Raw genomic sequence first — 8,557 nt, forward strand, 5'->3', positions numbered from 1 at the left:
GATCTACGGTGAACTTTCTGGTGCTTTAATACGTTAGTTAAGGTAGTACATTTTGGATCAGCGCTGTACACATTTTACCCACACGCTGATGCCAGAACGGACCGTCATCCTTTGAACCACCCGGTATGAGAAAGATCGCCCTCATCGCGCTGTTGTCGGGAATTGCCCTGGCTGCAGCTGCCTACATTACGGAACAAACGATCTGCCCGGCGCGGCAGAACTAAGAACTCCCGGCTTTATCGGTTACATCTTCATTATCAGCGCTATAGCCTGGTTTTCTTTACATGTCCTTTACCAGTGGGCAAAGGAATCAGACCCTTATCATTATTGATATTCAATGGATTTTGCTATCTTTGCGGCCTGAATCAATTGTTCTTTTAAGATGAAAGAAAATTGATTGGAGTTTTGTTCGCGACGCAGGCGTCCTTAAAATTTCAAGCAATTATGGCATTACACAACAGAGTATCTGCCGCCGAATTGAAAGTCCGGCTGGCCAATGAAACGTTTAAACGCGTTACCGTTTCCTTCTATCAATACGCAAAAATCCCCGACCCGCAGGCTTTCCGTGATCAATTGTACGAATCGCTTTTTCAACTTGGCACTTTCGGACGTATTTATGTAGCCCATGAAGGCATTAATGCCCAGGTGAGCGTGCCGGAGCATCATTTTGAGGCGTTTAAGCAACAGCTGTATGCTATCAGCTTTCTCAATGGCATCCGGCTGAATATTGCTGTGGATGACGACGGCAAGTCTTTTTTTGTACTGAAGATCAAAGTCCGGGATAAAATTGTGGCCGACGGCATTACAGACCCCACTTTCGACATGGCCAACCGTGGCCGTTATGTGGATGCCGGCACCTTTAATAAACTTACGGAAGACCCCGACACCGTGATCGTGGACATGAGAAATCACTATGAGTATGAAGTGGGGCATTTTGAAGGCGCCATAGAAGTACCCTCAGATACTTTCCGCGATCAGTTGCCCATGGCAGTGGATATGCTGGCTGGTCAGGAAAACAAGAACATCATCATGTACTGCACAGGAGGCATCCGTTGCGAAAAAGCATCGGCTTACATGCTGCACAACGGCTTTAAGAATGTATTCCACCTCGAGGGCGGTATCATAGAGTACACGAATAAAGCCCGGCAACAAGGACTTCCCATTAAATTCAAAGGAAAGAATTTTGTATTCGACGATCGCCTCGGAGAGCGCATCAGCGACGATATTATCAGTCAGTGCCACCAGTGCGGAGCGCCTTGCGACAGCCACACCAACTGCCTGAATGATGGTTGCCACCTGCTGTTCATCCAGTGTGAATCATGTGCAAAAAAATATGATGGCTGCTGCAGTGAAGCCTGCCAAACCACGCACGCATTACCGCCGGAGCAACAGGCGGAACTGCGCAAAGGCGTGGAAAAAGGACTGATGTTCAATAAATCAAGAAGAAGAAAAATAGAATAAAAAAATCCGCCCCGCGTTGTTTCTTCTCGGCAGGGCGGAGTAGCTGACCATAAATTGAACCGGCCGGAGTAACCCGGCCTTTGCTTTTTTATGACCATTCTATCAACCTATATGCGAACTAAAATTCCGGCGCATGTCCATTCGTATTGCTTCTAAAGCGAACGGCTATACGCAACTGTAACTACATTTGATCCCTCTTATTTTTATAGGCGCCGTAGAAAATGATGGGGAACACCAGCAACGTTAATACGGTTGCTGTAATGAGCCCGCCAATTACCACGATCGCCAGTGGCTTCTGTGTTTCAGATCCGATACCATGCGATATGGCAGCCGGAATGAGACCTATTGCGGCCATCAATGCTGTCATCACCACCGGCCGCACACGGCTTTGCACGCCCAGCCTGATAGATTCATTCAGCGACAGCTTTGCTTCCAGGTTCTTATGGAATACAGAAATGAGGATCACCCCGTTCTGGATACAGATACCAAACAATGCAATGAAACCCACCCCCGCAGAGATCCCGAAGTTCATATTGGTAACATGCAATGCCAGGATACCGCCAATCAACGCAAAAGGCACATTCATCAGCACCAGCCCTGCATCTTTTACACTGCCCAGCATAATAAACAATACCATGAAAATGGCGATGATGCTGATGGGCACTACCTGTCCGAGACGTTGGGTAGCACGCACCTGGTTCTCAAATTCACCGGTCCATCCAATGCTGTAGCCTTTAGGCAGTTTTACCACCCGGTTGATCTTTGCCTGCGCTTCGGCAATGGTGCTGCCAAGGTCGCGGTCACGCACGGAAAACTTCACGCCTATAAAACGTTTATTGCTATCGCGGTAAATAAACGCAGGCCCGGTAATCGTTTTGATCTCTGCAATTTCTTTCAGCGGCACTTTATTGTTGTTGATAGTAGGCACCATCAGGTTGGCGAGATCATCCTCCGTTTTACGGTAGTTTTCATCATACCGGATGCGGATATCAAATTTTTTCTCGCCTTCATACAGCTGGGTGGCTGTTTTACCACCAATGGCCATTTCAATCACCGCCTGTGCATCGCCGGTGGCTACGCCATACTGCGCCATCTTGTTGTCATCAAGGTTGATGCTCATTTCAGGCTGGCCGATATTCCGGATCACACCGAGATCTTTGATGCCCTGCACTGTTTTCAATTGCGCCACTACCTGTTGTGAAAGCGCTTCCAGTTTCACCAGGTCGTCGCCAAAGATCTTCACCCCGTTGGCTGCTTTAAAGCCGGCCACTGCTTCAGAAACGTTGTCGCTGATAGGTTGGGAGAAGTTGAGAATAATACCCGGGTATTTCTTCAAACGTGCTTCCATCTGTGCAATCAGCTCGTCCTGCGTGATCTTCCGTTTCCATTCTTCCTTCGGCGCCAGGTCTACCTGGTACTGCACAAAGTAAAAGCCGTTAGGATCGGTACCGTCGTTGGAACGGCCTACCTGCGACAATACTCTTTTTACTTCAGGAAAACCGCCAAGGTCCTGCCGGATATCATGCGCCATTTTAGTGCTTTCTGTGAGCGACATACTCATGGGCAACTCGGTGGTTACCCACAGGGAGCCTTCATTCAGCTGTGGGAGGAACTCTGTTCCCAGGAACTTCGCGGATATAAAAGTAAGCAGCATGAAAGCCAGTGCCAGCGTAATGCTGAGGCGTTTGTTCCGGTAAGTCCACCCGAAGCCTTTCATTACAAAACGGTCGAAGAAATTCACCAGCGGGTTGTGCTTCTCCTTTACATTTTTATTGAGCAAAATGGAACACAGTACCGGCACCAGTGTGAGGGTGAACAACAGGGCGCCCAGTAATGCAAACCCCAGCGTCCAGGCCAGTGGGGAGAACATTTTACCTTCTACTTTCTGGAAAGAGAAAATAGGGATCAGGGAGATGATAATAATGAGTTTGGAAAAGAAGATGGCCTTTGCCAGTTCTCCGCCGGTTTGTTTGATCCATCCCAGCTTCGCCATTTTGTTGAAGCGCTCCATGCCAAATTTGTGGGCTTTGTGGTCCAGCATTACGAAGATGCCCTCTACCATTACCACGGCGCCGTCTATGATGATACCGAAGTCGATCGCCCCCATCGACAGCAGGTTGGCGCTCATTCCTTTTATGCGTAAGCACATAAAGGCAAACAGCAGCGCCAGTGGGATAATGATGGATACGATCACTGTAGTGCGCCAGTCGGCCATGAACAGGAACACGATCACGGTAACGAATATGATACCTTCTGCGAGGTTGTGCATCACCGTATGAGTGCAGAACGCCATCAGGTTATCACGGTCATAGAACGTTTCCATTTTTATATCATCCGGCAGGATGGTTTCATTCAGCTCTTTCAGCTTTTCTTTCAGGCGGGCGAGTACCTCTGTGGGATTTTCTCCTTTACGCATCACCACAATGCCTTCTACCAGGTCGTCGTTACTGTCTATGCCCACCTGTCCCACGCGGGGGGCAGATGCCTCGTGTACATTCGCCAGGTCTTTTACCAGCAGGGGTACGCCATTGATATTCTGAACAATGATGTTGTTGATATCGGGGATGCTGTTCAGCAGCCCGATCCCACGAACCACATAGGCTTGCCCGTTCTTCTCAATTACATCTCCACCTACGTTCACATTACTTTTGGTAACGGCCTGGTACAATTCCAGCGGGGTAATATCATATTTGGCAAGGCGTACGGGGTCAGCAGAAATCTCGTAGATCTTTTCCTGTCCGCCAAAGGCCACTACATCGGCTACGCCGGGCACGCTGCGGATCTGCCGGTCTATCACCCAGTTCTGCCAGGTGAGCAGATCACGGGAATCCCGTTTACTGCTTTTCAGGTAGTAACGGAATATCTCGCCGGTAGGGCCGTAGGGGGGCTGCACTTCCGGCTCAGCCCCTTCGGGTAAACTAATGCTTTGCAACATATTGTTCACCTGCTGCCGGGCAAAGAAATCTTCCACATCATCATCAAACATGATCTTCACTACAGACAAACCAAACATGGTAACGGAACGTACGCTTGTTTTCTTCTGCACGGCATTCATAGATACTTCTATAGGCAGCGTTACAAAGCGCTCCACTTCCTGCGCACTGCGACCGTTCCATTTGGTCACAATCACTATCTGCGTATTGGTAACATCGGGGAAAGCTTCAATAGGTGTATGTACGAAAGAGAATACGCCTGCTGCGATCAGCGTGGCCACACTAATGAAAACAAACAGTTTGTTCCTCAGCGAAAAGGCTACAATATTTCTAATGAATTTATTCATAACTCCTGTTCTTTAGAATGCTACCCTGGTCCTTAACCCGAGAATATTCACCGGTCCGCGGTCCCTGTTATAAGCAGGATGCATCACAAACTGGTAATCAGGGCTTAAAGCGATATGTAGCCTGGTGATGTTACATTGATAGAATACTTCAGCAATCATTTCGGGGGCATAGTTGAGCTGTCCGTCGCCGATCATAAAACCAGCGCCGCCCCTGGCAAGGTAGTTCCTATGGTTGCCGGATAGCCCGTTTACCACGAATGCCGCGCCGGCATTGTCCTGCGCACGGCGCCAACACTGGCCACTTTGCAACCATCCGGCACTGATGGAGCGGTCAATTTCCGTATAGGCCCAGGTTTCATTATGTCCATCGTTCCAGGATGCTTTGAGAAAGGCGCCTCCGCTGCTGGTCAGCTCCTGGTTTATATTGATGCCGAAGCCATATTTGGTATGCCCGCTTCGCCTTACAGCGCTGATGTCCGGCGTGTCTTTGGCAGTGCTTACCGCTTCATTATAATTGCCCATAGGCGCCTGGTTAATGAAAGTCATCAGCCGAACTGCTCCTTCATGTTTATTTAATGTATGCGTGTGCGTTACCTCTACTACCTCACCATTGGATTGGCCGTAATTGTAGTTCAGTTTTGGGCCATTGGCCACTTCAGGTTCCAGGGAGGTGGCGGCCTGCAACAGCCAGTTGTTCGCCCGGTACTGAACGGTTAGCGCCATGGTATAGCCCCGTACATCTGCAGGGTAATCCCAGGCGGCATTGCTCATCAGCGCCCAGTTCATAAACTGGGTGCGGGGATCATGGCTGTAGGCGTTCTGGTCAAAGAAATCTGCCAGGCAATATTTACCGCCAATGAAACGCAGGTATCTTGTGGGAGTGGTACCGCCTACATTGTTAAGATCGTCCGGGTTCGCCACCGTAGCAGTTGATAACGGTAAGGTATATACGCCATAAGCGCGTGCCAGGTAAATTTTAGGTTTGGGATCACCCACGCGGAATGTTTCCCCGTTGGGGAAACCCGCAATGCCGGTGGCATGGCTGAGACCTGCACCACCAGCGAGTTCCGGGTTCACATATAATTCCAGGTTCTTCCATGGACGGATACCTGCATAAATGGTACTGGTAATGGAAGTAGCGCCGTTTTCATGCGTATGGAAACTGTTGACGCCTGAATACCTTGCAGAAAAGTCCGGATGCCATTGCGTTACCAGTGTTTGCTGGAAATGAAAAGAGTAGGGGATAATGCTGTCCGTCTTCTTTTCCTGCGCCGGCAGGCGGGTATAGCCCAGTGTGAGTACTCCTATGGAAAGCAGTTGCTTCATGACGCGTTTAATCTTTAAGTGCATCATAGATGAGCAATTGGTTTTTGGAGATCACTTTTTCATTTGCGGCAAGGCCGGAAGAGAGATAAGTAATGTCGCCCGCTGTTTTATCTACCTCTACTTCGCGCACGGCTATATTGAATTTGTCTTTGAATACCAGCACATAATTTTTGCTGTTATCAAAGATGACGGCGGCAGAAGGCACCGCTATTTTCTGATCGTTATCCTGGTATTTTACATACACGGTAGCAAACATTTCCGGTTTCAGCAGCATGTTCTTGTTATCAATACTGATCCTTACCTGCATGGTTTTGGTAGCGGGGTCAAGGAAGTTATAGATCTTGTCGATCTTACCGCGGAATGGCTGATCAGGGTAGCTAACCGTTACCACGTCTGCTTCATAGCCTTCCTTGATACGGGCGATATCTGTTTCAAAAACATTGGCCATCACCCATACATCATCCAGTTCCGAGATAGTGAAAATGTTGGTGCTGTTATCGGTACGTATTTCCATGTTATTGTTGATATTCTTCTCAATAACATAACCGGAAATGGGGGCGGTTACCAGGTAGGTAGCGCCTTTACCTTTACGGTATATTTTAAACAGGTCGTTGAGACGGTTAATTTCAGCATTGGATTTCTGTACTTCCCCTTTGGCATTTACCACATCCTTATCTGTATTCAAACGGCTCTCGAACAGGTCCTGCGCCACTTTGAGGTTTTTGTCCGCCACGTTACGATCGGATTGGGCCTGTGCCAGCTGCTTTTCATAATCAGCAATTTCAGCACTGTGTATTACCGCAAGTACCTGGCCTTTTTGTACATAATCGCCCAATTGTACTTTTATATCTTCCACATAACCACTTACCAGCGGATATACCTTCAATACCTTACCGCCATTGGGTGTAACCTTACCGGATAAACGAACTTCATTCATTACCGGCTGCAGCTGCGCCGTATCGATACGGATATTTTTCATCATGGTATCGCTGAGAACGAAAGTGGTTTTTTCCTGATCTTCTGCCTGGCTGTGTTTGCAACCACTCCACAGAATAGTTGCCAGCAGCGAAAAGCCAATAATGAGAATAGGCTGTTTCATGCGCTTAGTTTTTAAATAATTCTTGTCCGGTTGCATAGTTGAGTTCTTCGTAGGCGTTTACCCGGTTGGATAAAAACTTGTTGATATTTTTAGCGTTGTCGCTGTAGCTGTTGAAGTAATCGATGAACTGGAGGAGGGAGATATTTCCTTTGCTGAAGTTTTTGGCTACTTCATCTATCAGGGTATCAAACTCACCCTGGAACTGGTGCAGGTCAAAGCTTTTGTAACGTTTTTCCAGGGTTACTATCCGCTGGTAGGCATTCAGCACTTCCGACTGTGCGATGGATTGTTGCTGCAGCAGTTGCTGTTGTTCAGACCCTATCTGGAGCTGTGCGGCGCGGATATTTCCCTGGTTGCGGTTCCAGGTGGGCAGGTCAATTCCCAGTGTGAGCCCCACGAAATCAGGCGTGTAGCTACCTTGCTTATCATAGGTGGCGCCTACATGAAGATCCGGTACTGCCAGTGATTTCTGGAGGCGATAGTTGAGCTGGGCGGTCTGGTATTGCATATTGGCGATGCGAACATCCGGCCGGTTCTGCGCTACGCTGTCGAGCAGCGGTTGCAGCTGTATTTTATCCAGGTTATATGAAGCCAGGTCTGCTGGTTGCAGCCGGGCTTCATAAAAAACGCTGGTATGTAACAGTTGCTGCAGGTTCTTCTGTGATTCGAGTTCCTGTTGTTTCAGGTCGGCAAAGTCGTTTTCAATGCCTACCTGTAATGCCTGCAACCTTATCAGGTCTGCATGGGCCACGCTTCCTTTCTTATCGGCTGTTACATATGCATCTACAATTTTTTGCAGGTTGTCCAGCTGTTCTTTCAACACAGTTTCAATTTGTTGCTGGTAGTATACATTGTAGAAGTTTTCCCGGAGTTGTAAGCGGAGGGTGCGCACCAGTTCATCAAAATTTGCTTCGCTCATTTTCGCTGCCGCTGCGGCCAGTTGTATGGTTTTATTCCGTTTGCCCGCCAGTTGGATCAGCTGGTCCAGGCTGTACTGTGTTTCGCCGCCGGCGCCCACATCAAACGGTTTAAATTTATTGGTACTTCCAAAGCCCAGTACAGAGCTGAAGGAAGGGTTGTTCCACATTTTCGCCTGCCGTATCAGCGCTTTGGAGGCATCTACCTGGTAGCGCTGCGCCAGTAATAAATAATTTTTTACAAGAAAAGAATCTTCCACCTGTTGCAAGGTGGCAGGTTGGGAAGTAACCTGCGCCTGTGAATGTTGAATAAAGCCCAGGCTGGAAACACAAGCTGTTAGAAACAGCATCCTGATAGTTCGCATAATGCCAGATTTCATAGCACAAAGCTCAGAAAGGGGAATTAAAGCGGCCTTTAAGGAACATTAAAAAAAACTTAAAAGAAACTTATACATGTGGCAGGATCACGGTGAA

The 8,557-nt window shown here is 48.3% G+C and carries 5 protein-coding genes; 1 reads left to right on the forward strand and 4 read right to left on the reverse strand.

The window, feature by feature from the left end:
• Positions 1-444: 444 nt before the first annotated feature.
• Complete coding sequence (locus tag VN105_RS04440; RefSeq protein WP_325638325.1) at positions 445-1,461, forward strand: rhodanese-related sulfurtransferase; 1,017 nt, start codon at positions 445-447, stop codon at positions 1,459-1,461.
• Between the two features lie 181 nt (positions 1,462-1,642).
• On the opposite strand, the gene VN105_RS04445 is transcribed toward VN105_RS04440, so the two are convergent.
• The 4 genes from VN105_RS04445 to VN105_RS04460 are packed head-to-tail and all read right to left on the reverse strand — an operon-like array spanning position 1,643 to position 8,448.
• Positions 1,643-4,741: a CusA/CzcA family heavy metal efflux RND transporter gene (locus VN105_RS04445; protein WP_325638326.1), complete on the reverse strand. Its 3,099-nt coding sequence runs from the start codon at positions 4,739-4,741 to the stop codon at positions 1,643-1,645.
• Between the two features lie 12 nt (positions 4,742-4,753).
• Entirely contained in the window at positions 4,754-6,067 is a 1,314-nt protein-coding gene (locus VN105_RS04450) for a carbohydrate porin (protein ID WP_325638328.1), read from the reverse strand.
• Positions 6,068-6,074: 7 nt separating this feature from the next.
• On the reverse strand, positions 6,075-7,166 hold the full coding sequence (locus tag VN105_RS04455) for an efflux RND transporter periplasmic adaptor subunit (protein ID WP_325638330.1): 1,092 nt from the start codon (positions 7,164-7,166) through the stop codon (positions 6,075-6,077).
• Between the two features lie 4 nt (positions 7,167-7,170).
• Complete coding sequence (locus tag VN105_RS04460) at positions 7,171-8,448, reverse strand: TolC family protein (RefSeq protein ID WP_325638332.1); 1,278 nt, start codon at positions 8,446-8,448, stop codon at positions 7,171-7,173.
• Between the last annotated feature and the right edge of the window lie 109 nt (positions 8,449-8,557).

The organism is Chitinophaga sp. (assembly GCF_035564935.1).
GTDB lineage: Bacteria > Bacteroidota > Bacteroidia > Chitinophagales > Chitinophagaceae > Chitinophaga.

Coding starts and splice junctions, on each gene's coding strand:
- VN105_RS04445 (WP_325638326.1), bottom strand. CDS start 4,741: ATGAATAAATTCATTAGAAATATTGTAGCCTTTTCGCTGAGGAACAAA.
- VN105_RS04460 (WP_325638332.1), bottom strand. CDS start 8,448: ATGCGAACTATCAGGATGCTGTTTCTAACAGCTTGTGTTTCCAGCCTG.
- VN105_RS04440 (WP_325638325.1), top strand. CDS start 445: ATGGCATTACACAACAGAGTATCTGCCGCCGAATTGAAAGTCCGGCTG.
- VN105_RS04450 (WP_325638328.1), bottom strand. CDS start 6,067: ATGAAGCAACTGCTTTCCATAGGAGTACTCACACTGGGCTATACCCGC.
- VN105_RS04455 (WP_325638330.1), bottom strand. CDS start 7,166: ATGAAACAGCCTATTCTCATTATTGGCTTTTCGCTGCTGGCAACTATT.